Consider the following 25,522-nt stretch of genomic DNA (forward strand, 5'->3'; position numbering starts at 1 on the left):
TGGTGCGTCCGCCGGTCCGCACGCGTGATCAGCGCAGGTCACGCACCCAGGCCTCGATCGCGTCCGAGATCTGCTGGCGGGCATCAGCACGGCTGATGGTCGCCGTGCGGTCGCCCGGCTGGTCGCCGTAGGCACCGAAGTCGGCGTGGTTCGACCCCTGGATCTCGGTCATGGTGGCGGTCGACGGCAGCTTGTCCCGCGCGGCGTCGACCTTGGCCGGGGTCGACAGGCCGTCACGCGAGCCGGAGACGCTCAGCACGTCGATGTACGAGCGGCTGATGTCGTTCGCGCAGTAGCTGCCGAGCAGCAGCAGGCCGTCGGCGTCCTGCGCCAGCTGGCACGCGCGGACGCCGCCGAGGGAGTGCCCGCCGACCGCCCAGCGGGTGACCGACGGAGCGTGGGCCTCGAACGCCGCCAGCGGTCGCGTGTCGAAGAACGCGAGGTTCAGCGTCGGCTTCGTGATGACCACCGTCGTGCCGTTCGCGACCACCTGCCGGAACGTGGCCATGTAGGCGTACGGATCGACCTTCGCGCCGGGGATGAAGACGATCCCGACCCCGTCGGCCTGGCCGGTCGGGGTCATCACCACCGAGTCACCGGCGTCCCGGACCGCGATCCGGTCGTCGCGCCAGACCTGCAGGGCGGCGCTGCGGGTGCCCTGCATCACGATGTGCGCCCAGACGAGGAACACCACGGCGATCAGCACGACGACGGCGACGATCCAGGTGGTCCAGCGCAGCGCTCGGTTCATGTGGCCACCGTACGGCGCATCCGGACGGCGGCGTTCGCTTCGTGAGCAGGAATGGTCGGGTGCGACGTGCACACCCGACCATTCCTGCTCACGATGTCGCCCGGGAAGGGCGACTGGGACGCGCTACTTGATGGCGGCGCGGATCTCGGCGGCTGCTGCGCCGACGTCCGAGGCGCTGTAGATCGCGCTGCCGGCGACGGCGATGCGGGCACCGGCCTCCTGCACCGAGGCGACCGAGGACGCGTTCACGCCGCCCGCGATCGAGAACGGGACGCCCGAGTCCTTGCCGGCGTCGAGCAGGGTCGAGAACGTGAAGCCCTCTTCCGCCTGCTCGTCGAGCCCGGCGTGGACCTCGACGAACTCGGCGCCGAGCGCGACGACCTCGCGGGCACGGGTGGCCTTGTCGGAGACGCCGATCAGGTCGACGACGATGCCCTTGCCGTGCTTCTTGGCGGCCTTGACGGCGCCGACGATCGTCGAGTCGCCGGCGACACCGAGGACGGTGACCAGGTCGGCACCGGCCGAGAAGGCGATGTCGGCCTCGAGTTCACCGGCGTCCATGGTCTTGAGGTCGGCGAACACGATCTTGTCGGGGTGCGCTTCCTTGATCGCGGTGACGGCGGACAGGCCGGCGCTCTTGATCAGGGGCGTGCCGAGCTCGAGGACGTCGACGTGCGGCGCGGCCGCGGCGGCGAGCTCGAGGGCGGCTTCGGTGGTCAGGGTGTCCATGGCGAACTGGAGCTGCATGGGTGTGCCTTTCATTCGAGGTTGGCGTGACGGGGCCAGAGGTCGTCGGCGGACTGCCCGCCTCGGGTCCACAGGGCGTGGAACACGGCGTCGCCCACGAGAGCGACCGCCTGTTCGAAGAGGCCACCGGCGTACTGGGCCGAGGCGGTGCCGGAGCGGTCGGTCTTCGTCGCGGCGGGCAGCACGATCGTGACGTCCGCCAGCTCGGAGAGCGGGGAGTCGTCGGTGGTCGAGAGCGCCACGACGGATGCGCCGACCTCGTGCGCGGTGCGCGCGGCCTGCACGATGCCGGTGGTCGTACCGGAGCCGCTCGCGACGAGGAGCAGGTCACCCTGACGGATCGCCGGGGTGGTGACCTCGCCGACGACGTGGGCGTCGAGCCCGAGGTGCATGAGGCGCATCGCGGTCATGCGGAGGGCGAGGCCGGAGCGACCGGCGCCGTGGACGAACACCCGGTCGGCGCCCTCGATCAGGTCGAGTGCGCGCTGGGCCGGAGCGTCGTCGAGGCGGGCTGCCAGGTCGCCGACCTCGCGGACGACCAGGTCGAGCGCTGCGGAGACGGTGGTTGCTGCCATGCCCTCGATCCTTCCGTCGCACGCCTCGGCACGCCGCTACCCGCCCCGGCAGGGACCCCATCCCATCGGGTGGGCCCGTCCGCTCGGGTGGGACGGGTACGGTCGCGTCCATGGACGCATCGGTCGACACCCTGGAGGCCCGGGGCGGCTCCGCCATCCGGCTCGCGGCCGCCGAGCACGCCCGCACGGTCGCCGAGCAGGCGGACCGGCACGCGCTCACCCTGGAGTCCGTCCTCGCCGTGCTCCGGTCGTCGCGGGTCACCGACGCGGCCGCACGGGCCGAGGCCGTCGAGATCGCCTCGGCCGCCCTCGTCGACCTGCGCACCGTGACCGATCAGCAGCGGAGCACCCTGCTCGAACCCGTCACCGGCGCGTTCTCGCGGTTGCGCGCCGACCTGCGACCGCTCGTGCGCTTCGGGGACCTCGACGTGCAGTTCGTCGAACCACCGGCCACCGGTCGCGCGCTCCCGGGCGACGTCGCCCACGCGGCCCGGGCGATCGTCCGGACCGCGGTGCTCGCCCTGGTCGACGACGGTGCGGCGAAGCGGGTGCGCATCCAGTGGGACTGCGACGGCCGGAACCTGCTCATGCAGCTCCGCGACGACGGCTCCGGCACGCTCGACGTGCACGACGACGCCATGCGGCCGATCGCGGAGCGGGTCGTCACGCTCGACGGCCGGGTGCAGGTCGCGAGCACGCCCGGCTGGGGATCGGTGCTCGACATCTCACTGCCGCTCGACCCGCGGCCGACCGAGGTGGACGCGGTCGACGACGGCGACCTGACCCCGCGGGAGCGCGACGTCCTGCGGCTCGTGGCGACCGGTGTGGGCAACCGGGAGATCGCCGAGGGACTCGGCATCAGCGTCAACACCGTGAAGTACCACGTGGCGAACCTGCTCCGGAAGCACGGCGCCCGGACCCGGGCCGAGCTCGCGGCCTTCAGCTCCCGGGCGTGAACCGACGGGATCGCGACGAGGCGTCCCGACGAGACCGCGACAACGGGTACCGACGGTCGAGCGCGGGCTCGACGACGGTCGCCATCAGGAACTGCGAGAGAAGCCGCCCACCCGCCCAGTAGATCGGGATGACGAAGATCGCGGCCCCCGGCCAGATGCGCGAACCGATCAGTGCCAGGGTGCCGAGCGTCACGACGATGCCGACACCGGAGTACAGGTACTGCCAACCGCGCGAAGCTGCGTCGCGCTGCGCCTGCTCCCGCTCGGCGCGCTCGTCGAGCCCGCGCACCCCGGGGTCGAGCGAGGCCGGCTGCTCGGTGGCGAACAGGTCGCGCACGGGGACCTCGAGGGCCGTGGCCACAGCGGACAGCGACTCGAGGCTCGCGTCGTTGCCGCTCTCCATCCGTTGCACCGTCCGCACGGCGATGCCGCTCGTCTCGGCCAGTCGTTCCTGGGTCCAGCCCCGCAGTCGTCGGAGTTCACCGATCCGCATCTCGTTCATGTCCTGAACAGTAGGGAACCGCGGAACGGCGCACCACGACAGGGACCCGCCACCGACACGACAGTTCCCCGACAGCGACCCGCCAGGGTGTCCGCGGCGGCGGTCCGCCCTACGCTCCGGGGGCGAAGCGGTACCCCATGCCGGACTCCGTCACCAGGTAGCGCGGGTGCGCGGGGTCGGGCTCGAGTTTTCGCCGCAGCTGGGCCATGTAGAGGCGCAGGTACCCGGAGTCGTTGCCGTGCGTCGGTCCCCAGACCTCAGTCAACAGCATCTCGCGGGTCATCAGGCGGTCGGGGTTCGTGACCAGGACCTCGAGCAGGCGCCACTCGGTGGGCGTCAGGCGGATCGCCGGACCCTCGGCCGGGGTGACCTGCTTCGCGACGAGGTCCACGAGCAGCGGTCCGATCGCGATCGTCGGGGTCTCCTCGGACGCCACCACCCGTCGCCGTCCGAGTGCCCGCAGCCGGGCGAGGAGCTCGTCCATCTGGAACGGCTTCGTCACGTAGTCGTCGGCACCGGCGTCGAGTGCGTCGACCTTGTCGGACGAGTCGGTGCGCCCGGAGAGCACGAGGACCGGCACCTGCGACCAGGCCCGGACGCCCTCGAGCACCCCGATGCCGTCGAGCCGGGGCATGCCGAGGTCGAGCAGCACCAGGTCCGGGCGCTCGGTGATGACGGCGTCGATGGCCTCGCGCCCGTCCCGAGCCGTGACGACGTCGTACCCGCGCGCCGAGAGCGTCACCGAGAGGGCGCGGACGAGCTGCGTGTCGTCGTCAGCGATCAGGACCTTCATCGGATCTCCACTCCCACGTGCCCGGCGATCGGCAGCCGCACCACGACGGTGAGCCCACCGCCCGGGGTGTCGTCGACCTCGATCGTCCCGCCCATGCCCTCGGTGAACCCGCGCGCCAGGGCCAGGCCGAGCCCGAGGCCGGTCTCGTTGTCCGTGTCGCCGAGCCGCTGGAACGGCTGGAACACCTCGTCGCGGCGGTCCTCGGGGATGCCGGGGCCGTGGTCGGCGACGCGGAGTTCCACCCCGCCGGCGAACGCGCTCGCGGCGACCCGGACGTGGGTGCCGTCCGGCGCGTACCGGGCGGCGTTCGCGAGCAGGTTCACGACGACGCGCTGCAGCAGGACCGGGTCGGCGAGCACCGGCGGCAGGTCCGCAGGCAGGTCGAGGTCGACGTCGTCGGGGCCGAGCTCCAGCTCGTCGAGCGCCGGCGCGACCACCGTCTCGAGCGCGATCGCCGCCGGGGTGACCGCGAGGACTCCGGCCTGCACGCGGCTGACGTCCAACAGGTCTGCCAACAGCACCGCCAGCTGACCGAGGCTCTCGTCGGCGGTCGCGAGCAGCGCCTCCCGGTCGGCCCGTGACAGGTCGATGTCGGGCGCACGCAGCGTCTGCACGGCGGCGGAGGCCGCGGCGATGGGTCGGCGAACGTCGTGCCCGACGGCCGCGAGCAGCGCGCTCCGGACCCGGTCGGCGGCGGCGATGCGCTCGGCGCCGACGGCGGTGCGGGTCAGCTCGCGGTGCTCGACGGCGGCGTCGAGCTGCTGCTCGACGACCCGCAGCAGCCGGCGCTGGGTCGGGTCGTCGGGCGCACCGGCGAACTCGAGCACGGCACCGGACGCCAGCGTCGTCGACGCGTCCGGCGTCGCACCGAACTCGCCGGAGGTCGCCGGCACCTCGTCGCCCTGGCGGATCCGGACGCCGGCGAAGCCGAAGGCCTCACGGGTGCGGTCGAGCAGTGCCTGCAGGGCGTCGTCGCCGCGGAGCACGCTGCCGGCGATGCCCATCAGGAGCCCGGACTCGGCCGAGGCCCGACGGGCAGCGCGGGACCGCCGAGCGGACCGGTCGACCACGAAGCTGACCAGCACCGCACTGATCACGTACATGACCAGGGCGAACAGGTGCCACGGCTGCTGGACGGTGACCATGTAGAGGGGTTGCACGAAGAAGTAGTCGAGGCTCAGCCCGGACAGCACGGCCGTGAAGACCGCCGGCCACATCCCGCCCACGAGCGCCACGACGAGGACGAGTAGCTGGTACGCCAGCACGTCCACCGTGATGGCGTCCGGGTCGCTGCCGATCGACAGCACCCAGGTGAGCAGCGGCCCGACCAGGACCGACAGCACGAACGCGGCGACCACCCGGCCGCGGGACAGGCTTCCGCCGAGCTTCGGCAGGGTGATCCCGCCGCCGGCGCGCTCGTGCGTGACGACGTGCACGTCGATGTCGCCGGACTCGCGGATCACGGTGTTGCCGATCCCCGGACCGGTCATCGCGGCCGCGAGCCGGCTGCGGCGGCTGACCCCGATCACGATCTGGGTGGCGTCGATCGACCGCGCGAACCGCACGAGCGTGCTCGGCACGTCGTCGCCGACGACCTGGTGGTACGTCCCACCGAGCTGCTCGAGCAGGGTCCGCTGCTTGCCGAGCGCACCGGGGTGCCGGACGCGCAGGCCGTCGTTCGTCGTGACGTGCACGGCGGCGAGTTCCCCACCGGCACTGCGGGCGGCGATCCGGGCGCCGCGGCGCAGCAGGGTCTCGCCCTCGGGGCCACCGGTCAGGGCGACGAGCACGCGCTCCCGGGTCTCCCACCGGTGCTCGATGCCGTGCTCGGCGCGGTAGGCCTTGAGCGCGTCGTCGACCTCGTCGGCGAGCCAGAGCAGGGCGATCTCGCGCAGCGCGGTGAGGTTGCCGAGGCGGAAGTAGTTCGACAGCGCGGCGTCGATCCGGGCCGCCGGGTACACGAGCCCGTCGGAGAGCCGCTCGCGCAGCGCTGCCGGGGCCAGGTCGACGACCTCGATCTGGTCGGCCGCGCGCACCACGGCGTCGGGGACGGTCTCGCGCTGCACGGTGCCGGTGATCTCGCGGACCACGTCGCCGAGGGACTGCATGTGCTGCACGTTGACGGTCGAGATGACGTCGATGCCGGCGTCCCGCAGTGCCTCCACGTCCTGCCAGCGCTTCTCGTTCGGGCTCCCCGGGGCGTTCGTGTGGGCGAGCTCGTCGACCAGCGCGACCTCGGGTGCCCGGGCGATGACGGCGTCGAGGTCGAGGTCGTCCAGGTCGACACCGCGGTGCGAGACGGTGCGGCGGGGCACGACCTCGAGCCCGTTCACCAGTGCCGCGGTGGCGGCGCGCTCGTGCGTCTCGACGACGGCGACGACCACGTCGCGACCCTCGTCGAGCAGCCGACGCCCCTCTTCGAGCATCGTGTAGGTCTTGCCGACACCGGGCGCCGCACCGAGCAGGACCCGCAGCTTCCCGCGCTTCACGTGCTCATCCTCTCGCGTCCGCTGTTGCGGGGCAGCCGGTCGACTGATATTCTCCTCGTAACCGTTCCCACCAAGGCTCGAGCCTCGGCTTCCTCAAATCGGGTGGGACTGCACCGCCCCGTGTCGCTTGTTGGCGCGGGGCACTCTTTTCTTTCGCTCACGTTCGTTTCCCACGCTGTAGTTGCTGCCGGCTTGCCCGAGATCCCTCGTTCTTCGCTCGATCTCGGAGTCGCACCATGGCGCATGCCCGCATCCCCATGTCGCAGTACCGTGCCGAACAGTTTCGCCACGCACTGCACGTGCATACGCTCGACACATCCGACGCATCTGTCCTGCGGACGCACGATTTCGACAGCGAGCTCCGATCGATCGCGCTTGCACTGACCGAACGGATCGAGATCGCCTTGCGCGGGCGGGTCGACCGCGCGGCACGGCACCGTTTCGGCAAGCTCTGGCACCTTGACCCGAAGGCGTTCCGAGACACGTTCGACCACGACTCGTTGCTGCGGCGCGCAGCAGGAGTACTCGACCGAGCAAACGACCCGGTGACGCAGAAGGTCTGGCGAGAGCGAGCGCTCGATCAGGTTCCCTTCGGGATGCTGGCCGAAGAGCTCAGCTTCGGTGAACTCTCGCGGATGACGGGTGCCCTGGAACGCCGATTGCACGATGCGGTGGCCCTCGCGTTCCGCCTGCCGGCGGGGACGCTCCGTGCGTGCCTGCACCACATCACGCACGTCCGGAACTGCTGCGCCCACCACACGCGACTCTGGGGCCGCAGCTTCCGGATGCCGCCGCCGACCTTCCGCTCCCCCGCCGACCTGGTCGCTCGACTCGAGGGGCTGCCGAAGCGCACGCCGGTGCACTCCCTCGAGCTGCTCGCACACCTCGCCGAGGCCGTCGGCCCGTGCGACCGTCACGCCGATGCCCTTCGACGGTTGATCGACGAGCACGACGATCTGACCGACGGCATCGGCGGACGGCCGAGCTGGGCGTCGAGGTGACCGCACGGTCAGGACAGCTTTGCCAGGGCCAGGTTCAGCGACAACACGTTCACGACGGGCTCGCCGAGGAACCCGAGCTGCCGCGACTCGGTGTGCTCGGCCACGAGCGCCCGCACGTCAGCAACCGACAGGCCTCGCGCCGAGGCCACCCGCACGACCTGCTGGGACGCGTAGGCCGGGCTGATGTCCGGGTCGAGCCCCGAACCGGATGCGGTCACGGCGTCGGCAGGCACCTGCGCAGCGGAGACCCCGTCGGCCTTCGCCAGCGCCGCACGACGCTCCTCGACGGCCTTGAGCAGGTCGGCGTTGTTCGGCCCGAGGTTCGAGCCGGAGGACGCCCCCGCGTCGTAGCCGTCCCCGGCGGCGGACGGCCGCGACTGGAACCAACGGTCGGCCTGCTTGCCGGTGAACGACTGCCCGATCAACGAGGAACCGACGGCCTTGCCGGACGAGTCCGTGACCATCGAACCGTTGGCCTGGTCGTGGAACGCCGCCTGGCCGACGCCCCAGACGGCGAGCGGGTAGCCGACGCCCAGGACGACGGTGGCGACGAGGGTGAGGCGGATGGCCACACCGGCGGAACGGAAGGTGGAACGTGCAGATGCCATGACTAGAACCCCGGGATGAGACCGACCACGAGGTCGATCAGTTTGATGCCGATGAAGGGGACGACCACGCCGCCCAGCCCGTAGACGAGCAGGTTGCGGCCGAGGATCGACGACGCTGCGGCCGCGCGGTACTTGACGCCACGCAGGGACAGCGGGATGAGCGCCACGATGACGAGCGCGTTGAAGATGACAGCCGACAGGATCGCCGACGACGGGCTGTGCAGCCCCATGATGTTGAGCGCCGCGAGCCCGGGGAACGCCGCCTGGAACATCGCCGGGATGATCGCGAAGTACTTCGCGACGTCGTTGGCGATGGAGAAGGTGGTCAGGGCACCGCGGGTGATGAGCAGCTGCTTGCCGATGCGGACGACGTCGATGAGCTTGGTCGGGTCGGAGTCGAGGTCGACCATGTTGCCCGCCTCCTTCGCCGCCGTCGTGCCGGTGTTCATCGCGACGCCGACGTCCGCCTGGGCCAGGGCCGGGGCGTCGTTGGTGCCGTCACCGGTCATGGCGACGAGGTTGCCGCCCTCCTGCTCGCGCTTGATGTAGGCGAGCTTGTCCTCCGGGGTGGCCTCGGCGAGGAAGTCGTCGACGCCGGCCTCGTGGGCGATGGCGGCGGCGGTGCGGGGGTTGTCGCCGGTGATCATCACCGTGCGGATGCCCATCGACCGGAGCTCGGCGAACCGCGACGCCATTCCGTCCTTGACGACGTCCTTCAGGTGCACGACGCCGAGCAGGGCGACCGCGCCGTCGGAGGAGCGGCGGCCGACGACGAGCGGGGTGCCGCCCTGGTCGGAGATCTCTGCGACGGTCGCGTCGATGGCCGACACCACACCGGCTTCGGTGGTGTCCGCCCAGGCGAGCACTGCCGCAGCAGCGCCCTTCCGGATCTGCGACCCGTCGGGCAGGTCGAGACCGGACATGCGCGTCTGCGCCGTGAACGGCACCTCGACAGCGCCGTCCGGCAGTGCCGGCGCCACCCCTGCGTCAGCAGCGAGCGACACGATCGAGCGGCCTTCCGGTGTCCCGTCGGCGGCGCTCGACAGCGCGGCTGCCGCCATGAGCGAAGCCTCGCTCACGCCCGGCACCGGCACCACGCGGGATGCCCGACGGTTGCCGTAGGTGATCGTGCCGGTCTTGTCGAGCAGCAGCGTCGTGATGTCACCGGCGGCCTCGACCGCGCGGCCCGACATCGCCAGCACGTTGTGCTGCACGAGCCGGTCCATGCCGGCGATGCCGATCGCGGAGAGCAGGGCTCCGATGGTGGTCGGGATGAGGCAGACGAGCAGGGCGATGAGCACCGGCACGCTGACCGTCGCGCCGACGAGTCCCGCGATGGGCTGCATCGTCAGGCAGACGATCACGAAGACGATCGACAACGAGGCGAGCAGGATGTTCAGCGCGATCTCGTTCGGTGTCTTCTGCCGTGCCGCACCCTCGACCAGGCGGATCATCCGGTCGATGAAGGTCTCGCCCGGCGTCGAGGTGATGCGCACCACGATCCGGTCCGACAGCACCCGGGTGCCGCCGGTGACGGCACTGCGGTCACCGCCGGACTCGCGGATGACCGGTGCGGACTCACCCGTGACGGCCGACTCGTCGACCGACGCGATGCCGTCGATGACGTCGCCGTCGCCCGGGATGACCTCGCCGGCGACGACCACGACCACGTCGCCCTTGGCCAGGTCGACGGACGCGACCTCCTCGGTCTCGTTGCCGGTCGCGGCCGCGTCGGTCGTCGTGTACCCGAGCACGCGGCGGGCGCTCGTGGTCGAGCGGGTCTTCCGCAGGGTGTCGGCCTGCGCCTTGCCGCGACCCTCGGCCACCGACTCCGCCAGGTTGGCGAAGACGACGGTGAGCCAGAGCCACACGGCGATCGCGATGGTGAACGCGGACGGCTCGACGACGGCGGCCACCGTCGTCAGCGCCGCGCCGACCTCGACGATGAACATGACGGGATTCCGCCACATGAGTCGCGGATCGAGTTTCCGCAGGGCACCCGGGAGGCCCGCCACCAGTTGGCGGGGTCCGAATGCGGACGAGCGGGTGGCCGGTTCCACGGCGGTGCGCGGCTCCGAATCCGTGGTCACGGGGGTGGTCATGACAGTCCTTCTGCGAGCGGACCCAGTGCGAGCACCGGGAAGTAGGTGAGTGCGGTGACGATGACGGCGACGCCGCCGAGCAGCCCGATGAACAGCGGGCGGTGGGTGGGCAGCGTGCCGGCGGTCTCCGGCACCCGGTCCTGCGCGGCGAGGGACCCGGCGAGCGCCAGGACGAACACCATCGGCACGAAGCGGCCGAGCAGCATCACGACGCCGAGCGAGGAGTTCATCCAGGTGGTGTTCGCGGTGAGCCCGCCGAAGGCCGAGCCGTTGTTGTTGGCACCCGAGGTGAAGGCGTAGAGCAGCTCGGTCAGCCCGTGGTTGCCGGGGTTGAAGATCGACGTCCCGAGCACCTGTTCGCGGACCCCGGGGATCACGAGCGAGAGCCCGGTGGCCAGGAGTACGAGCGTCGGCGTGACGAGGATGTACAGCGCCGCGAAGGTCATCTCCTTGGCGCGGATCTTCTTGCCGAGGTACTCCGGGGTGCGACCGACGAGCAGGCCGCCGATGAACACCGTGATGACGGCGAGCACGAGCATGCCGTACAGGCCGGATCCGACGCCGCCGGGGGTGACCTCGCCGAGCATCATGTTGACGAGCGCCATCATCCCGCCGATCGGGGTGTAGCTGTCGTGCATCGCGTTGACCGCACCGGTGGACGTCGAGGTGGTCGCGGTCGAGAAGAGCGTCGAACCGAGGATGCCGAAGCGGCTCTCCTTGCCCTCCATCGCGGCCCCGGCAGCGTGTGTGGCGACACCGCCGCCGCCGAGTTCGGCGATCGACATGACCGACAGCGACACGAGGAAGATCGCGCCCATCACGGCGAGGATCGCGTACCCCTGGCGGTCGTCGCCGACCAGGCGCCCGAACGTGCGCGGGAGCGAGAACGGGATGACGAGCATCAGGAAGATCTCGACGAGGTTCGTCCACGCCTGCGGGTTCTCGAACGGGTGCGCCGAGTTCGCGTTGAAGTAGCCACCACCGTTCGTGCCGAGCTCCTTGATCGCCTCCTGCGACGCGACGAACCCGTCGGGGATGTGCTGCGTGCCACCGATGAGCGTGGTGACGTCGGTACCGCTCCCCCACGACTGGACGACCCCGCCGGCGACGAGGACGATCGCGAAGACGAACGCGCCGGGCAGCAGCAGACGGCCGAGACCGCGCACGATGTCCACCCACACGTTGCCGAGCGTGCCGGACTTGCGACGGGCGAACCCGCGCACCAGCGCCACGGCGACCGAGACGCCGACGGCCGCGGACAGGAAGTTCTGCACCGCCAGGCCGGCCATCTGCACCGTGTAGCCGAGGGTGGCCTCGGGCGAGTACGACTGCCAGTTCGTGTTCGCGACGAACGACGCCGCGGTGTTGAACGCGAGCGACGGTCCGACGCCGGGCAGCCCGAGGTCACCGGGCAGGACGACCTGGATGCGCTGCAGCAGGTAGACGAGCAGGAGCCCGGCGACGCTGAAGAGCAGCACGCCGCGCAGGTACACGGGCCAGGACTGCTCGGCGTCCGGGTCGACCCCGATCAGCCGGTAGACCCCGCGCTCGACCCGGTTGTGGCGGACGGGCGTGAAGACCTTCGCCATCCAGTCACCGAGCGGGCGGTACGCGACGACGAGCAGCAGGACGAGGGTGGCGACCTGGGCGATGCCCGCCCAGACGTCCGCGGCGCCCACTAGAAGCGCTCCGGACGCACGAGCGCCCAGACGAGGTACACGACTGCGGCGATGCCGAGGACGGCGGCCGCGATGGTGATGCCGATCACAGCCGTTCCACCCCCTTGGCGATCAGTGCCACCACGCCGAACACGGCGAGGACACCGGCGACGACGAACACGTCGAACACGAGGGACTCCAGAAGATCTGCGGTGTCCGCGCCGGGTGACGCGGACCGGCACCACGAGTGGTGCCGAACCGATGCTGGATCCTGCGCCGCGCCTCCAGGCCGCTCCTAACGGATCCCTGACGCCGCCCTGGCGGACGCATGCACGCTCCTAACGCCTGTGGAGAGCGCTCGATCCCGTGACGTGGATCCTGGTAGAGTTTCGGCATCACGATCGGCCCGCTCGCCTCACGGCTCGGGCCGATTTTCTTGTCTCGGGGGGGGCGCATGGAGTACGTGAAGCCGTGGCTCTCGATCGGTGAGCAGATCGAGAAGCTGGCTTCCAAGGGAGTCCGCATCGGTGATCGGGGCGTCGCGCGTTCGGTGCTGCGCGAAGTCGGCTACTACTGCCTCACCGGGTACCTCTACCCCTTCCGCTGGCTCGCCTCGGTCAACTACGTCCGGAACGTGGAAGCACACCATGCGCGTCTGTTCAACCGGAAGTTGGTCGTGGTCCCGAAACGGCCGAGGTCCGGTGCGGTACCGCTCCTCGCACATCTCTCGGGAACCGATGCGCCGAAGCAGTTCGGTGTCTACAACACCTTGGCGGTGATGGCCTACCTGCTCAGGTCGATCCCGTCCGACCACGACTGGGCCGAGCGCGTGGCCGCTTTCCTCGGGGCCTTCCCGAGCAACGAACACCTCGATCTCTCGTCGATGGGTGTCGGCGCCGGTTGGCTGGACCACGCGATCTGGAGAGGTCGCCACTGATCACGCTGGGCCACGCGTGCCGGCCGCGCGCAACCGGTCAGCGAGGTCTGCCACGGCCTCGACGAGCTCGTCCGGACCCGCGACGACGAAGTCGACCGCAAGTCCTGACACCACGCCCGCGAGCCCGTCCCACGACCACGATCCGAGGGTGACGCGGGCCCGGTCGTCGTCGAGCTGCTCGACCACGGCGTCCTCGGGCAGGTACGGCCCGATCCGCCGCGCATCGCCCGCCGTCGTGGTCACCGACCCGGTGTACGGCCACACGTCGTCGACCGCAGACCCCTTGAACCGCGCGGACACGAACGCGGCCGCATCGCCACCGGGGATCGGACGTAGCGTGAAGGGGACGCGGGTGCGCATCCGGGGCGTGATCCGGTCGATGCGGTGCGTGCGCCAGTCGTCGCGATCGGCATCCCAGTCGAGCAGGTACCAGCGGCCGTTCCGGGCGACGACGGCGTGCGGTTCCACCCGGTGCGGAGTCTCGTCCTCGCCGTACCCGAAGCGGAAGACCTCCTGCAGGTGGACGGCCTCGCTCACCGCCACCAGGACCTCCGGGTCGGTGGTGGTCCGGCTCGTCGCGGTCACGGCCTGCACCGCGTCGACCCGGGACCGCAGCCGCGCGGGCATCACCTGCCGGACGGTCGCGAGGGCACGGGCCGCCGACTCGGCGACGTCCGCCCCCGATGCCGGGGCCACGGCGAGCGCCAGGGCGATCGCCACCGCCTGGTCGTCGTCGAAGAGCAGCGGGGGCAGGTCGGAGCCCGCCTCGAGCCGGTAGCCCCCCGCCGGCCCGCGGAGCGCCTCGACCCGGTACCCGAGGCCGCGCAGCCGATCGACGTCGCGCCGGACGGTGCGGGGGCTGACCTCGAGCCGCCCGGCGAGCTCGTCGCCCGGCCAGTCGCGGTGTACCTGGAGCAGGGAGAGCAGCGCGAGCATCCGTGCGGAGGGTCCGGCCATGGCGTCCATCCTCGTCAGAGAAGCGGACACGATCTGACCGCATTGCCCGACATCCTCGTCCCATGAGCATCGAAACGACAACCCACCTCAACTTCGACGGCGACGCCCGCGCGGCGCTCGACTTCTACGCATCGGTCTTCGGCGGCGAGGTCACCGCCGCCACCTACGGCCAGATGGGCGCCCTGGACGACCCGGCCTGGGCGGACCGGATCGTGTTCGGTCAGGTCGCCACGGCCGCCGGCTTCCGCGTCATGGCCTTCGACGTCTGGCCCGGGCAGCCCTACGACCAGGGATCGAACGCCTTCTACGTGTTCGTGCACGGCGACGACGCCCCCGAGATCGAGCGGTACTGGGCCGCGCTGTCCGAGGGCGCCGAGATCCGGCAGCCCCTCGAACCCTCGGCCTGGGCACCGTTGGCCGGGCAGCTGCGCGACCGCTTCGGCGTCGTCTGGCAGCTCGACCTCGCCCCGGCTGGCAACTGACGACCTTGCGAAACGGCGAATGCCCCGTTCTTCAGTGAGAACGGGGCATTCGCCGTCCACCGCCGTCAGTCCCGCCGACCGTGGTGCCGGGAGCGGCGGTACCGCATCGCTGATGCCGTGCACGCGCCCCCGGAGACTGCAGCGGCACCGACGGCAATCCCGCCCCAGGACTGCGCGGTTGTTCCGTTGACTCCGGCGTAGACGGCGGCCCCGATGAGCACGAGCCCGATGGCGGCGCAGATCGCGAGGGGGAAATTGTTCAGGATCTTCGACATGAGGGACTCCTCCTAGACGCAGCGACTCGTCTTCTTCGTGACGGGGTAGACGCGGACGGACTTCGGGCTGGGGCACTTGCTGTGCGAGGTGATGTACTGACTTGCCAGGATGATCGCGGCGCTCCCGACGATGCACGCAGCCGGACCGAGCGCACAGATCCCGGCGGCGAGCAGTGATCCGGCACCGCTGATGATCACGCCCTGGTCGAACGAGTTGAAGGCGATGTAAGCGCCGCGGTTGTCCGAGCCGTAGGCCAGACGGGCGTTCGGATTGGTGTCGTTCAACGCCAGCTCGAATCCGTTTCCACCATCGACGATGACGGTCCGGCTGCCGTCGGACTGCGTCTCTTCCCGCTTGACCGCGCCCGCACTGCGAGCTTCGTCGACCGCCTGTGCGATCAGCGCTCGGGTGACGAACGGCGCTTCGGACTGCGCCTCGACGACCTTGATACCGGCCTGTTCGGCGCTGGCAGCAGGGGCGGTCAGGCCTCCGCCCACGATCGGCGCGGCGCTCAGGAGGATTCCAGCGCAGGTGTTGGTTCGCTTCGACATGTGCAGCCTCTCCGTGTCGGAGCCGCCCTCGTTGGCGACCCCTCGCAGCACACTAGAACATCAGATTCTTCATGCCAAGACCGTGATACAGACCTGCTTGCGTGGCCGCGTCAGCGCGTCGGCGTCCACGTCGACACGGTGACCGCGGCCGTCACCGTCGCCGGCTCGAACACCGTGTCCGCCGCGACGTGGTGGTGGCTCGGCCCCATGTGCACGACGTCGTGGACGTCCTCCGTCGACAGCTCCATGGTCCACGTCAGGTCCTCGGAGGACCGCAGCGCGAACGACGGCGTCAGGGAGTCGTGCAGCCGGCGCTCCTTCTCCGGGTCCACGCTGATCGTCGCCTCGGCGAGTTCCGCCAGGTGGCCGGCCCGCGGGGTCACCACCGCGAGCACGCCGTCGGCGTGCAGGACGCGGGCGTACTCGGTCTGGTTGCGGGGCGCGAAGACGTCGAGCAGGACGGCGGCAGCGCCGTCGACGACCGGGAGGCGCTCGGTCACGTCCCCGACGACGGCCCCCGCACGCTCGTGGGCGCGTGCCGCACGCCGGATCGCGACGGCCGACAAGTCCAACGCGACCCCGAGCCTCCCGTCCGCCGCGCGCAGCGCATGCGCCAGGTAGGTCCCTGGGCCCGAACCGACGTCGAGCACGATGCCGGGCGCGGTGGCGTCCGCGACGATCGCGGCGAGCGCCCGCTCGACGGGCGCGTAGTGCCCGCGCCCCAGGAACCGCAGCCGCGCGTCCACCATCTCCGGAGTGTCCGCGGTGAGTGCGCGCCGCTTCGCGGGCAGGAGCGTCAGGTGGCCCTGCTTCGCCTCGTCGAACCGGTGACCGTTCGGGCAGCCGACCTGGCCGTCGTCGACGCGGCCGAGGGGCTCGGCGCACACGGGGCAGGCGAGCATCGGCAGCAGGTCGTCACGCACCGGCCCAGCGTACGGGCCTCGGTAGCCTGACCGGATGTCGCTGCAGCAGCTCTTCGGCCTCGACGGCCGCACCGCACTCGTGACGGGAGGCAGCTCCGGCATCGGCCGAGCGATCGCCACCGCACTCGCCGACGCAGGTGCCCACGTCCTCGTCGCCGCCCGGACGTCCGCGACCATCGACGCCACCGTCGCCGGCATCCGCCAGGCGGGCCGCTCGGCTGACGGCATCGTCGCGGACCTGTCCTCACGCGCTGGCGCACACGCGCTCGCGGACGCCGCCGGGGACGTCGACGTGCTGGTGAACTCCGCCGGGATCAACCTGCGGCCGCCGATGCCGGAACTCGACGAGGCCACCTGGGACGCCACGATGGCCGTCAACCTCGACGCGCCGTTCGTGCTCGGGCAGCGGCTCGCACCCGGCATGGCGGCCCGTGGGTACGGGCGGATCGTGTCGATCAGTTCGCAGCAGGCCCACCGCCCCTTCGCCGCCAGCGGCGCGTACGGGGTCTCCAAGGCTGGTCTGGAGGCGTTGGCCCGGTCCCAGGCAGAGGCCTGGTCCGCGCAGGGGGTCACCTCCAACGTCCTCGTCCCCGGTTTCGTGCGCACCCCGCTCAACGAGCGACTCGGGTCCGACCCGGCGACGGTCGCGGCCCTCGCCGCACGGACGCTGGTCGGGCGGAACGGGCTGGCGTCGGACTTCGCCAGCGCGGCGGTGTTCCTCGCCGGACCCGGGTCTGCCTACGTCACCGGGCAGTCCATCGCAGTGGACGGCGGGTTCTCCGTCCACTGACCTCGAGCGACGCCGACGGCACGGTGCTGCACGGCAGTACGGTCAGGACATGGCAGTCATCGAGCAGGCAACGCTCCGCCCCTCCAAGGCCGAGGCGCTCGCCGCCTGGCTCCCCGACCAGGCGTGGAGCGGCGTCGTCGCGGGAGCGCCGCTCGAGGTCGTCGGGCAGTTCCGGTTCGACGACCCCGCTGGCGAGGTCGGCGTCGAGGTGCTCCTCGTCCGCACCGACGACGGCCGGGTCCTGCAGGCGCCACTGACCTACCGGGACGCACCACTGCCGGGTGCCGACGCGTTCCTGGTCACCGAGATGGACCACTCCGTGCTGGGCCGACGGTGGGTGTACGACGCGGTGGGTGATCCCGTCCACGCCGACGTCCTGCGCCGGGCGATCGTCACCGGTGGGCACGAAGCCTCGCTCGAGTTGGCCAACGGTGCCGGACAGCGGCCGAAGGACGCCTGGGCCAGCGGCAGCGGTTCCGCGCCGGACTCCCCTACAGTCACCTCGGTGCACGCGACGACGACGGGTGCGGTGACGTCGATCGCGACCGACCACGGCACGATCGTCATCGCTCGGGTCGTCGGTACGGCCCTGCCCGAGGGCGAGACGCTGACCGGGACGTGGACGGACGGCTCCGAGGTGCTCGCCGTGCTGCTGCCCGAACGCGCCTGAGGTACTGGCAGGGCCTGCCTGTGCCGGGGACCGGCTGGCAGGATCGACGGCGTGAAGACACTGGAGTTGCCACAGACAGACCTCACCGCCTCCGACGTCGTCGTCGGACTGATGCGGATCAACGACATGAGCGATGAGGACATCCGTTCGCTCTACAGCGCCTCGCGCGATGCGGGCGTGAACATGTTCGACCACGCCGCGGTCTACGGCGAGTGGCACGGCTGCGAGGAGCGGTTCGGCGCCGCCGTCACGCTGACGCCCGCGGAACGCGCCGAGATCGTGCTGCAGACCAAGGTCGGCATCCGGCCGACGCCGAAGGGCGCGTACTTCGACTTCTCGTACGAGCACATCCTCGAGTCCGTGCACGAGTCGCTCGAGGCACTGCAGACCGAGTACGTCGACGTCCTGCTGCTGCACCGCCCCGACGCCCTGGTCGAGCCGGAAGAGGTCGCGAAGGCATTCGACGAGCTGCACGCCGCCGGCAAGGTGCACCACTTCGGCGTCTCGAACCACACCCCCGGCCAGGTCGACCTGCTCAAGAAGCACGTCCGCCAGCCGCTCGCGTTCAACCAGGTGCAGCTGAGCATCACCCACGCCAACGTCATCTCGCAGGGCCTGACCGCGAACATGGGCGGCCTCGAGCAGTCGGTGGACCGCGACAACGACATCCTCAACTACTCGCGCATCAACGACATCACGCTGCAGGCCTGGTCGCCGTTCCAGAAGGGCTTCTTCGACGGCGTCTTCCTGGGCGACCGTGAGCAGTACGCCGAGCTGAACGACGTGCTCGAGGAGGTCGCCGCCGCACACGGTGTCACCCCGACCGGCATCGCGGTCGCGTGGATCACCCGCCACCCCGCGCACTTCCAGGTCGTCCTCGGCACCACCAACCCGCAGCGCGTGCGGGACTCGGCAGCCGGCTCGGACGTCGAGCTGTCGCGCGAGGAGTGGTACCGGATCTTCACCGCGGCCGGACACACCGTTCCCTGAACCGGGACCGCCCCGCCGGGTCGGGCAGGGTGGGGTCGTGCTCCACGACCTCGCCCTGCCCGTCCGCCTGACCACACGCTCCGGCGAACTGACGCTGCGGAACGCCACGGAAGCGGACCTCGACGCACTCATGGCGCTGTTGTCCGACGACCCGATCAGCGCCGCGCGCGGTGACGTCGCCGCATCGGAGGACCGCCCCCAGTACGCCGAGGCACTCCGGTCGATCGCGGACGACCCGGCGAACGCGCTGCTCGTCGCCGAGGACGCCGACGGACGGCTCGTCGGGACGCTGCAACTCACCCGGATCCCCGGGATGGCTCGTCGTGGTGCCACCCGACTGCTCGTCGAGGCGGTGCGGGTCAGCCGTGCTCGGCGCTCCGGCGGCATCGGGACCGCGCTGATGCGCTGGGTGACCGACGTGGCGGCACCGGCCCTCGGGACCCCGCTCGTGCAGCTCACGTCCGACGCTGCACGGACCGATGCGCACCGGTTCTACGAGCGCCTCGGCTTCACCGGCTCGCACGTCGGGTTCAATTACCGGGTCTCCGACCCTTCCGCCATCCCGCCTGATATGTCACACTGAGACCAGTCGCCCCATCGAGGTGGGTGCGGAAGTGATCCCCGGGAGCTCCTGCGGTATAGCGGGGCCCGGGGATTCGCGCGTTCACCGACGGTGTTCGTGGACGCTCAGCACATGGCCCAGCTGCTCGAGGTAGGCCGTTTCCCCTCGCCGAGCCAGCGCGACCACGCCGCAGACCGCATCCGCCGCCCAGAGAAGTGGCTCACGGCCACCCGGCAGGTGCTCGAACACCAACCCGTGAACCAACTTGCGTGACCGCAGGGCGTCGAGGTGCGCGCGATCGTTCCGGTCCGAGGGCCCGCGAGATTCGAGGACGACTCGGTCGACACCGCCCGCGCGGAGTTCGAGGATCAAGTGCTCAAGAGCAAGACGGCGACGACGCTCGCTCCGGACGGATCGGTCAGTCACGCTCACGACCCCGATGGCTTCGAACGGATGGTCGCACAGCATCCCGACGATCCCGGTGCGGTGCCGGGCGTCACTCTCGGACCAGTGCAGCTTCCGCGCCGAACGTGGCTTGATGGCGCAGAGCGAGTCCCGGAACCGCTCAGCATCGCTGTCGGCAACTGTCACCGCCCCCAGGATGTACGCGCCGGGGTCACGTTCGTCTCCAGGCTCGGACTCGTCCACGTAGGCCGTCGGTACCATTCCGGAATACTACCGGTGGGATGGGACCGCGCGGCTGATACAGCCGGCGCGCGCTAGTCGTCGGAGTCGGCGCCAGCAGCCCTCGGCGTCGGCACGTTCACGTCGACCGGGGACACCCCGGCGGGATCGGCGGACGCACCACCCACGACGTCGAACGAAATCCCCAGCATCGCCGGGTCCTCGTCGAGTTCGAGCCCGTCCTGACGGACCTGGTCCTCCGGGATTGCACGGCCACCGGACGGGTCCCACGAGTTCGCGATCGACATGCGCACGAGCATGCCCGAGCCGCTTGGCAATCGCCCAAGAAACCCCGGAGGACCCCCGGAACGGTCAGAGGTCGTCCGGGTGGAGCCGCTCACCGGCGTGCGGACGTCGGAACACCGGGCCGCCGCCGGCCTCGTCCTCGTCGTGATGACTGACGGGCGAGACGCTCGGGTCGGCGGAGTCGTCGCCGACGTCGGCGCCGCGGTCCTCCTCCATCTCGAGCTCGGACTCGTCACTGCCGTCCACGGGGATGGACCGGCCCTGCTGTTCGGGATCGAACGGTGCGCTCATCGACATGGGGCGAGCATGCTCCCGCTCGGTGAACGCCGGGTCAACGCTGTCCGTCGGCCGCGATGAGCTCGAGCTGCGTCAGCGTCAGGTCGGTGCCGGCGGTGAACGTGAACGACGAACCGCCGCCGAGGATCCGGAACACCCGGGTCTGGCCGGCCCACGAGAACTCGGCGCCGTCGACCGCCGTGACGGCGTCGTCGAGGCCGACCTGCCACGAGTAGGACCCCGGCGATGCCACCGTCACGGTGTACAACGAGGCGGCGGGGCACGACACGTCGAAGGACACGGACTCCCCCGCGGCGAGCGCCGTGACGGTGCGGCCGGTGTCGTCGGTGAGCGCCGACGCGCCGACGGGCAGGACGTCCACCGGAGCGTCCCGGTAGCCGTGCACGTCGGAGGCGGAGACGGGGCGGGTGTCCGACGCCCATCCCTGCGGTTCGTCGGACAGCGTGAACTCGATCCGCGACGCGGCCACGACCACGCTGTGCGGGATGGTGACCGAGGTCCAGGGCGAGCCGTCGACCGTCACCGACGCCACGTACGAACCTGCGGAGCCCGCGGCGATCTCGATGACCGTGGCCGCGCCTCTCCCCACCGGCACGGCCTGCCCGCCGCTGGCGCGTCGGTCAGGAACCGGCGGCGTGGGCCCAGGCTGTCGCAGCACCGTCCTGCGGACCGACGGCGGCACGAGTACGTAGGTGCCGGTCGACGGCGCCAGCGGGTACAGGCCGATGGTCGCGAAGACGTACCAGGCGCTCATCTCACCGTTGTCCTCGTCACCCGGGTAGCCCTGGCCGAGGTCGGACCCGACGAACAGCCGCTCGAGCGACTCGCGGACGATGCGGTGCGCGTCATCGTGGCGCCCGGTGAACATCGGGAAGAAGGGGATGTGGTGCGCCGGCTGGTTCGACAGCCCGAGCATGCCCATCCGGACGTCGCGGGCCTCGGTCATCTCGTGGATCGGGAACCCGTACGAGCCGGACCGCGCCAGCGCGCCGGTCTCGGGGGTCGCGAAGAACGCGTCGAGAGCGGCGTCGAAGCGCTCCGGCCCGCCGTGCAGGTCGACGACGCCGGCGCCGTCGTGCGGCGCCGTGAACGCGGTACCCCACGCGTTCGTCTCCGTGTAGTCGTCGCCCCAGTCGCGCGGGTCGAACTCGGTGCCGACCCGCCACGAGCCGTCCGGGTCGCGGCCGATGAAGAACCCGCGCTCGGAGTCGAACACGTGCCGGTACTGCAGGGACCGGCGGGCGAACCACTCGGCCTCGGCCTCGTAGCGGGACAGGTCGGCGGGCGTCCGCGCCCGTGACGCGAGCAGGCCCGCCATGACGGCCAGACCCCAGTCGTTGATGGCCGCGTCCAGGGTCCACGACATCCCTTCGTGGGTCGCCGTGTCGACGTGGCCGCGGAAGGCGCCCGGGAGGCTCCCCTTGCGTCCGACGCGCTCGTCACGCGGTGGGACGGTCGCGTTCCGCACCGCGCTCCGGTACGCCTCGGCCAGGTCGAAGCCGCGCACGCCCTTCACCGCGAGGTCGGCGAAGACGGTGTCGCTCGTGGTGCCGGTCATGCAGTCCTCGGCGCCGGGGGCACTCCAGCGGGGCGTCCACCCGCCGTCGTGGTGGTGCTCGACGAAGCCCTGCGCGAGCTCGCCAGCGGTCTCGGGGGTCAGGAGTCCGAGGAGCGGCCAGGCCGTGCGGTAGGTGTCCCAGAAGCCGTTCGTGGTGGTGAACGGGCCCTCGACGACCTCCGGCCCGGGCTCGTCGCGGATCGGTTTCGCCAGCACGTCGCCGTACGGGGAGCGATGCCGCGGGGTGCCGGTCAGGGCGGTCTCCCCGGCGCGGTTCGGGTAGAGGAACAGCCGGTACAGCCCGGAGTACAGGCTCGTCAGCTGGTCGGGGGTCGCGCCGTCGAAGGACAGCGTCGCGAGCTTCTCGGTCCACAGCGCCTCGGCACGGGACCCCATGGCGTCGAACGAGCCGGCGTCGTCGAGGTTCGCGCGGGCGTCCTCGATCGAGACGGTCGAGATGCCGAGCAGGACGTCGACCGGGCCGCCGGTGCCCCCGGGTTCCCCCAGGGACAGCCAGCCGCGCAGCTCGTGCTCGCCGATCGTCGTGTGGTCGGCTGTGACCCCAGCGACCCGCAGGTGCACGTGGTGCGGCGGGGTGCCGGGGCGGTCGTCCAGGAGCGCCTCGACCACGGCAGTGCCATCGGTGATCGTCACGGAGACGTCGGACACCCGGCCGTGGTGGTCGAGCACGACGCTGCGGGTGCCGGTGAACCGGAACCCGAGGGCGAACTCCCCCGCGGTCAGCTCGGCCGTCACACCGTGCTCGAGGGCGACCCGGTAGCCGTGCGGGCCGTCCTGCTCGTCCTCGTGGTCGAACCCGAGCGCGCGGGCGGACCGGTCGAGATCGGGGGTGTCGAGTGGCGAGGGCATCACCTGGAACACCCCGCGGTCGCCCATCCACGGCGACGGGATGTGACTCGTCGCGAAGGCCTGGATCGCCGGGCGGAGCCGCCCCTGGTCGTCGAGCCGGTCGTGCTCCTGGTACGCGTACGGCCAGCGGTTGCTCGAGGCGTCCGTCATCGGCAGGCCGAACACCCCGCCGTGCGGGACGCCGACCAGCGGGGCGTTGTTGCCGCGGGAGAACCGGGAGGACGCCTGGGTGCCACGGGTCGTCCGGACGTGGCCGAGCGGGGTCGTCGGGGTCGGACGGGCGGGACCGATCCGGACGGCGTCGAGCCAGCCGCGCAGTGCGGGACGCTCGCCGTCGGTCGCCGCAGCCGGTGCGTCGGAGCCGAGCCGGGCCTCCAGGCGGTCGATGACCAGCCCCGCGAACGGCGTGAGGTCGACCGCGCGGCGGTTCCACTGGTCCACCCACTGCTTGCGGGCCGCGTCCTGCGCGTCCGGGGTGACCGCGTCGCCGTACTGGTCGCGGACCGCGGCGTGGTCACGCAGCCGCGAGCCGTCGGTGAAGACGACGTCGACGGCGAAGGCCGTGGCGTCCCAGAAGTGCGGCAGGTCTGCTTCGGTCGGTTCCGACGCCCCGTCGGGCAGGGTCCGTTCGGGGAACCAGACCCAGGAGAGCTCGTCGCCGATGGCGATGGTGCGTCCGGTGAAACCGGGGACGATCGCCTCGGCCACGGACGCTCCCGCTGGTCGCTCGACGAACCAGGCCTCTGCCGAACCGAAGCCGACACCGTTCCGAGCGGCCACGGCCGTCGTCGGGCCACCGCTCCGTTGCAGTTCTCGCACGGAACGAGCCTATTTGCTCCAGGGACTGGACGAAAACCCCGGCGTGTCAGTCCTTGTTCTGCCCGGGAGCGCTGCCGGACTTGCCGGGGGCGGTGTCCGACGTGGTGTCGACCGCGCCGGTGTCGGCCGCGCCCGTGCCGTCCTGCGGCTCCTGCACCGGGTTCGATGCCGGGGTGCTCGGCTCCGGGCCGACGGGCGGGTCCTGCGTGGGCTGCTCCGGCTCGGTCGGTTCGCTCGGCTGCTCGCTCGGTTCCTCGGCGGGCTGCGACGGCTGCTGCTCCTGCGAGGGCTGCTGCTCGGCGGGTTCGCTCGGCTGCTGTTCCTCGCCCGGGTCCTCGGACGGCTGCTGCTCGGTCGGCGCGGTCGACGTGGTGTCCGTCGGGGCCGGGGTGCCGTCGTCGTCGCCGTTCAGGGCGAACACCGCGACCCCGATGCCGATGAGCACCAGGACGATCACGATGATCGCGGCGATGAGCGGTCCGCGCTTCTTCTTCTCCGGCTGGTCGTCCGGCCGGTCGGCCCGGACCGGCCGGGGCGTGACCGGCGGCGGGGTCGGCCCGCTCGGGCCCGATGCGCCGCGGCCGTTCGCCTGGGCGCCGAGGACGGTCGTCGAGACGTCGTCGGCGGCGTTCGGACGCTGGGTGTCGAGGACGCGGGTGGCGTCGTCCCCCGGACCCGCGCCGCCGTTCGGCAGTTCGCTCGCCGGCATCGCCTGCGTCCGGTCGTCGGCGTTCGCCGCTGCGGCGGCGCCGGCGCCGACCGCGGCACCAGCCGCACCGGCGGCCGCAGACGTCACCGCACCGGGCGTGCCGGGCAGCAGCTGCGTGGCGTTCGTCGGCTCGTCGCGGCCCAGCGCACGCAGGCGCTCGGCGGCCTCGGCAGCCGTCGGTCGCTCCGCCGGGTCCTGCGCGGTCATCACGTGCAGCAGGGTGCGCCAGGCCGTGGGCAGCTGCCGGTCGATCTCGGGCGAACGGGTGAGCCGGGCGGTGGCCGACTCGACCGCGCTGCCCGGGAACGGCTGGCGGCCGGTCATGCACTCGAGCAGCACGAGCCCGAGTGAGTAGACGTCGGCCTTGCCGGTGATCTCCTTCGCCAGGACCTGCTCCGGGGCAAGGTACGCGGCCGTCCCCATCACGGTCCCCGTCCCCGTCACGCGTGAGGCGTCACGGAGCAGGGCGATCCCGAAGTCGGCGAGCTTGACGTGCCGGCCGTCGCTCTCGAGCAGGACGTTCGCGGGCTTCACGTCACGGTGGACGATCCCCTGCGCGTGCACGGCGGCCAGGCCGTCGGCGACCTGGGCACCCAGGCGGGCAGCGGTCGCGGGGTCGAGCGGACCCTCGCGCAGACGGGTCGCCAGGTCACTGCCCGGCACGAGTTCCATGACGAGGTACGAGTCGCCGTCGACGTCGTCGAGAGCGGCGTCGTAGAGCGTGACGAGCTCGGGGGCGCGCAGCGTCGCGAGCGTCTGGATCTCCGCCTCGGCGCGGGCGCGCTCACCGCGGTCGACGGGGCCGATGCGGAACACCTTGACCGCGACCTCGCGACCGAGTTGCTCGTCGACCGCCCGGTACACGGACGCCATGCCACCGTGTCCGAGCGTGCCCGTGACGCGGTACCTGCCGCCGAAGACCCGTTCTTCCATGCCCGGCAACCTACCGGTCGCGGCTGACGGCGCTCTGCCGTTCGGGGGGGGCGGGCCCGGGCGGCGGGGGGCTTTGCGACTTCGTG

The 25,522-nt window shown here is 71.5% G+C and carries 27 protein-coding genes; 8 read left to right on the top strand and 19 right to left on the bottom strand.

Annotated elements, in window-relative coordinates; genetic code table 11:
* Window positions 1-28: 28 nt before the first annotated feature.
* The 3 genes from DEJ29_RS17285 to hxlB form a co-directional block, all read right to left on the bottom strand.
* Window positions 29-751, bottom strand: coding sequence for an alpha/beta hydrolase (locus DEJ29_RS17285; protein ID WP_111094039.1), 723 nt, complete (start codon window positions 749-751; stop codon window positions 29-31).
* A 123-nt stretch (window positions 752-874) separates the two neighbouring features.
* Window positions 875-1,498 carry a 3-hexulose-6-phosphate synthase gene (gene hxlA, locus DEJ29_RS17290; RefSeq protein ID WP_111094040.1) on the bottom strand — a complete coding sequence of 208 codons (624 nt, stop codon included), beginning with the start codon at window positions 1,496-1,498 and terminating at the stop codon, window positions 875-877.
* A gap of 11 nt (window positions 1,499-1,509) precedes the next feature.
* Window positions 1,510-2,073, bottom strand: a complete 564-nt coding sequence (hxlB, locus tag DEJ29_RS17295) for a 6-phospho-3-hexuloisomerase (protein ID WP_056072118.1) — start codon at window positions 2,071-2,073, stop codon at window positions 1,510-1,512.
* A gap of 110 nt (window positions 2,074-2,183) precedes the next feature.
* Here hxlB and DEJ29_RS17300 point away from each other — a divergent pair, with 110 nt between their 5' ends.
* Window positions 2,184-3,029 carry a helix-turn-helix transcriptional regulator gene (locus tag DEJ29_RS17300; RefSeq protein ID WP_071406217.1) on the top strand — a complete coding sequence of 282 codons (846 nt, stop codon included), beginning with the start codon at window positions 2,184-2,186 and terminating at the stop codon, window positions 3,027-3,029.
* Here DEJ29_RS17300 and DEJ29_RS17305 read toward each other — a convergent pair.
* The 3 genes from DEJ29_RS17305 to DEJ29_RS17315 form a co-directional block, all read right to left on the bottom strand.
* Window positions 3,013-3,531 carry a helix-turn-helix domain-containing protein gene (locus tag DEJ29_RS17305; RefSeq protein WP_111094041.1) on the bottom strand — a complete coding sequence of 173 codons (519 nt, stop codon included), beginning with the start codon at window positions 3,529-3,531 and terminating at the stop codon, window positions 3,013-3,015. The genes DEJ29_RS17300 and DEJ29_RS17305 overlap by 17 nt on opposite strands.
* Before the next feature lie 109 nt (window positions 3,532-3,640).
* Window positions 3,641-4,324 (bottom strand): response regulator, encoded by a 684-nt coding sequence (locus tag DEJ29_RS17310; RefSeq protein WP_111094042.1) that lies wholly within the window; start codon window positions 4,322-4,324, stop codon window positions 3,641-3,643.
* Window positions 4,321-6,813: an ATP-binding protein gene (locus DEJ29_RS17315; protein WP_111056540.1), complete on the bottom strand. Its 2,493-nt coding sequence runs from the start codon at window positions 6,811-6,813 to the stop codon at window positions 4,321-4,323. Before DEJ29_RS17315 ends, DEJ29_RS17310 begins: the two co-directional genes overlap by 4 nt.
* A 236-nt stretch (window positions 6,814-7,049) precedes the next feature.
* On the opposite strand from DEJ29_RS17315, the gene DEJ29_RS17320 reads away from it, so the two are divergent.
* Window positions 7,050-7,814, top strand: a complete 765-nt coding sequence (locus DEJ29_RS17320) for an Abi family protein (protein ID WP_111094043.1) — start codon at window positions 7,050-7,052, stop codon at window positions 7,812-7,814.
* An 8-nt stretch (window positions 7,815-7,822) separates the two neighbouring features.
* On the opposite strand, the gene kdpC is transcribed toward DEJ29_RS17320, so the two are convergent.
* The 4 genes from kdpC to DEJ29_RS17340 are packed head-to-tail and all read right to left on the bottom strand — an operon-like array spanning window position 7,823 to window position 12,292.
* Window positions 7,823-8,422, bottom strand: coding sequence for a K(+)-transporting ATPase subunit C (kdpC, locus tag DEJ29_RS17325; RefSeq protein WP_111094044.1), 600 nt, complete (start codon window positions 8,420-8,422; stop codon window positions 7,823-7,825).
* Window positions 8,423-8,424: 2 nt separating this feature from the next.
* Window positions 8,425-10,524: a potassium-transporting ATPase subunit KdpB gene (gene kdpB, locus DEJ29_RS17330; protein WP_111094045.1), complete on the bottom strand. Its 2,100-nt coding sequence runs from the start codon at window positions 10,522-10,524 to the stop codon at window positions 8,425-8,427.
* Window positions 10,521-12,203, bottom strand: coding sequence for a potassium-transporting ATPase subunit KdpA (gene kdpA, locus DEJ29_RS17335; RefSeq protein ID WP_111094046.1), 1,683 nt, complete (start codon window positions 12,201-12,203; stop codon window positions 10,521-10,523). Before kdpA ends, kdpB begins: the two co-directional genes overlap by 4 nt.
* Window positions 12,203-12,292 (bottom strand): potassium-transporting ATPase subunit F, encoded by a 90-nt coding sequence (locus tag DEJ29_RS17340; RefSeq protein WP_017887940.1) that lies wholly within the window; start codon window positions 12,290-12,292, stop codon window positions 12,203-12,205. Before DEJ29_RS17340 ends, kdpA begins: the two co-directional genes overlap by 1 nt.
* A gap of 344 nt (window positions 12,293-12,636) precedes the next feature.
* Between DEJ29_RS17340 and DEJ29_RS17345 the strand changes: the two genes are divergently transcribed.
* On the top strand, window positions 12,637-13,119 hold the full coding sequence (locus tag DEJ29_RS17345; protein WP_111094047.1) for an Abi family protein: 483 nt from the start codon (window positions 12,637-12,639) through the stop codon (window positions 13,117-13,119).
* On the opposite strand, the gene DEJ29_RS17350 is transcribed toward DEJ29_RS17345, so the two are convergent.
* On the bottom strand, window positions 13,120-14,076 hold the full coding sequence (locus DEJ29_RS17350) for a helix-turn-helix transcriptional regulator (RefSeq protein ID WP_111094184.1): 957 nt from the start codon (window positions 14,074-14,076) through the stop codon (window positions 13,120-13,122).
* Between the two features lie 62 nt (window positions 14,077-14,138).
* Between DEJ29_RS17350 and DEJ29_RS17355 the strand changes: the two genes are divergently transcribed.
* A complete protein-coding gene (locus DEJ29_RS17355; protein ID WP_111094048.1) occupies window positions 14,139-14,558 on the top strand; it encodes a VOC family protein in 420 nt (139 codons plus the stop codon).
* A 65-nt stretch (window positions 14,559-14,623) separates the two neighbouring features.
* Here DEJ29_RS17355 and DEJ29_RS17360 read toward each other — a convergent pair whose 3' ends face one another.
* From DEJ29_RS17360 to DEJ29_RS17370, 3 genes are read right to left on the bottom strand one after another with little or no spacing between them, the layout of a single operon-like run.
* Complete coding sequence (locus DEJ29_RS17360; RefSeq protein ID WP_111094049.1) at window positions 14,624-14,833, bottom strand: hypothetical protein; 210 nt, start codon at window positions 14,831-14,833, stop codon at window positions 14,624-14,626.
* Window positions 14,834-14,845: 12 nt separating this feature from the next.
* Window positions 14,846-15,436, bottom strand: coding sequence for a hypothetical protein (locus tag DEJ29_RS17365; RefSeq protein ID WP_111094050.1), 591 nt, complete (start codon window positions 15,434-15,436; stop codon window positions 14,846-14,848).
* Between the two features lie 59 nt (window positions 15,437-15,495).
* The gene (locus tag DEJ29_RS17370; protein WP_111094051.1) at window positions 15,496-16,308 is read right to left on the bottom strand and encodes a putative RNA methyltransferase; all 813 of its coding nucleotides are present in this window, start codon (window positions 16,306-16,308) and stop codon (window positions 15,496-15,498) included.
* 34 nt (window positions 16,309-16,342) lie between these two features.
* Between DEJ29_RS17370 and DEJ29_RS17375 the strand changes: the two genes are divergently transcribed.
* Genes DEJ29_RS17375 through DEJ29_RS17390 form a run of 4 tightly spaced genes read left to right on the top strand, consistent with a single transcriptional unit; the run spans window position 16,343 to window position 19,341 of the window.
* Window positions 16,343-17,098 carry an SDR family NAD(P)-dependent oxidoreductase gene (locus tag DEJ29_RS17375; RefSeq protein WP_111094052.1) on the top strand — a complete coding sequence of 252 codons (756 nt, stop codon included), beginning with the start codon at window positions 16,343-16,345 and terminating at the stop codon, window positions 17,096-17,098.
* 49 nt (window positions 17,099-17,147) lie between these two features.
* The gene (locus tag DEJ29_RS17380; protein WP_111094053.1) at window positions 17,148-17,768 is read left to right on the top strand and encodes a CG0192-related protein; all 621 of its coding nucleotides are present in this window, start codon (window positions 17,148-17,150) and stop codon (window positions 17,766-17,768) included.
* A 51-nt stretch (window positions 17,769-17,819) separates the two neighbouring features.
* Window positions 17,820-18,758 (top strand): aldo/keto reductase, encoded by a 939-nt coding sequence (locus DEJ29_RS17385; protein WP_111023351.1) that lies wholly within the window; start codon window positions 17,820-17,822, stop codon window positions 18,756-18,758.
* Between the two features lie 37 nt (window positions 18,759-18,795).
* Window positions 18,796-19,341, top strand: coding sequence for a GNAT family N-acetyltransferase (locus tag DEJ29_RS17390; RefSeq protein ID WP_111094054.1), 546 nt, complete (start codon window positions 18,796-18,798; stop codon window positions 19,339-19,341).
* An 81-nt stretch (window positions 19,342-19,422) separates the two neighbouring features.
* On the opposite strand, the gene DEJ29_RS17395 is transcribed toward DEJ29_RS17390, so the two are convergent.
* The 5 genes from DEJ29_RS17395 to DEJ29_RS17415 form a co-directional block, all read right to left on the bottom strand.
* Window positions 19,423-19,968 (bottom strand): hypothetical protein, encoded by a 546-nt coding sequence (locus DEJ29_RS17395; RefSeq protein WP_111094055.1) that lies wholly within the window; start codon window positions 19,966-19,968, stop codon window positions 19,423-19,425.
* Window positions 19,969-20,039: 71 nt separating this feature from the next.
* Window positions 20,040-20,252: a hypothetical protein gene (locus DEJ29_RS17400; protein WP_146248277.1), complete on the bottom strand. Its 213-nt coding sequence runs from the start codon at window positions 20,250-20,252 to the stop codon at window positions 20,040-20,042.
* A 64-nt stretch (window positions 20,253-20,316) separates the two neighbouring features.
* Window positions 20,317-20,547 (bottom strand): hypothetical protein, encoded by a 231-nt coding sequence (locus tag DEJ29_RS17405; protein ID WP_017887929.1) that lies wholly within the window; start codon window positions 20,545-20,547, stop codon window positions 20,317-20,319.
* Between the two features lie 34 nt (window positions 20,548-20,581).
* The gene (locus DEJ29_RS17410; protein WP_258375872.1) at window positions 20,582-23,794 is read right to left on the bottom strand and encodes a GH92 family glycosyl hydrolase; all 3,213 of its coding nucleotides are present in this window, start codon (window positions 23,792-23,794) and stop codon (window positions 20,582-20,584) included.
* Window positions 23,795-23,840: 46 nt separating this feature from the next.
* A complete protein-coding gene (locus DEJ29_RS17415) occupies window positions 23,841-25,436 on the bottom strand; it encodes a serine/threonine-protein kinase (protein ID WP_111094058.1) in 1,596 nt (531 codons plus the stop codon).
* Window positions 25,437-25,522 lie beyond the last annotated feature (86 nt).

Source organism: Curtobacterium sp. MCPF17_021 (assembly GCF_003234605.2).
In the GTDB taxonomy this organism is placed as follows: Bacteria; Actinomycetota; Actinomycetes; order Actinomycetales; family Microbacteriaceae; genus Curtobacterium; species Curtobacterium flaccumfaciens.